This is a genomic window from Kitasatospora sp. NPDC053308 (assembly GCF_055585785.1).
The window spans coordinates 1-1062 of record NZ_JBVJJY010000070.1; the positions used below are offsets into that span (position 1 = coordinate 1).

Annotated in this window: 1 protein-coding gene and 2 pseudogenes; all 3 read left to right on the plus strand. The window is 72.2% G+C overall.

Going from position 1 to position 1062, the window contains the following annotated elements; genetic code table 11:
- A pseudogene (locus tag ACZ6Y7_RS37975) lies at positions 1–94 on the plus strand (roadblock/LC7 domain-containing protein); the annotation flags it as partial.
- 161 nt (positions 95–255) lie between these two features.
- A complete protein-coding gene (locus tag ACZ6Y7_RS37980) occupies positions 256–921 on the plus strand; it encodes a DUF742 domain-containing protein (protein WP_465762547.1) in 666 nt (221 codons plus the stop codon).
- Positions 902–1062, plus strand: a pseudogene (locus tag ACZ6Y7_RS37985) (ATP/GTP-binding protein); the annotation flags it as partial. The gene ACZ6Y7_RS37980 and the pseudogene ACZ6Y7_RS37985, both read left to right, overlap by 20 nt.

Genomic DNA, 1062 nt, shown 5'->3' on the forward strand with positions numbered 1-1062 from the left:
GGTCGGCTACGAGATGGCCCTGCTCGTCGACCGCGCCGGCGCCGTCCTCACCCCCGCACTTCGCGCGGAACTCCAGGGCAGTCTCCTGCACTGACGGTTCGTCGGATACCGTCCAGGTATTCGAAGCACCTCCGCGTCCCTCCCGGGCCCGCTTCGGCGGGCTCGGGTTCGGACGTTGTACGGCCTTCGCACCACCGGCTCCGGACCTGCGCCGAAGCCCGCACCGCACCGCCGCACCTTGTGAGGAGAGGAACCGTGACACCGCCCGACGACCGCAGCGGCCAGTACGGTCTTCCGTACCCTGGCACAGGCCATGACGCCTTCGGAGCACCCGGCGTCGGCCACGGTCAGCAGTACGGCCGGGACCAGTACGGGCAGCCCCAGCACCCGTACCCCGGGCCCGAGGAGCAGTACGGCCAGTACGCGCAGTACGACCAGTACGCCCAGCAGCAGCCCTCCTACGGCGCTCCGGCGCCCGGCCACGCGGCCCCGACCCCGGCCCCGGCTCCCGAGCCGGCCCGCGAGTTCCGGCCGGCCCAGGAGCCCGGGCACGTCGAGGAGTTCGAGGACGAGCCGGACTCGGGCCCGCTGATCCGTCCGTTCGCGATGACCGGCGGCCGCACCCGGCCGCGGTACGAACTCGCGCTGGAGGCCCTGGTCTCCGCCGACGTCGATCCGCAGCGCCTGGCCACCCTGCTCCCCGAGCACCAGCGGATCTGCACGCTGTGCACGGAGGTCAAATCCGTCGCGGAGGTGTCGGCGCTGCTCTCCCTTCCCCTGGGAGTGGCCCGCATCCTCGTCGCCGACCTGGCCGAAGCCGGCCTGGTCGCCATCCACCAGCCCGCTTCCGGCGGCGAATCCGGAAACCAGCCCGACGTCACGCTGCTCGAAAGGGTCCTCAGTGGACTTCGCAAGCTCTAACGCGGCCGCCCCCACCCGCGCCACCACCTCCGCGAAGATCGTCGTCGCGGGCGGCTTCGGTGTCGGCAAGACCACGCTCGTCGGCGCCGTCTCCGAGATCAACCCCCTGCGCACCGAAGCCGTCATGACCTCGGCCTCCGC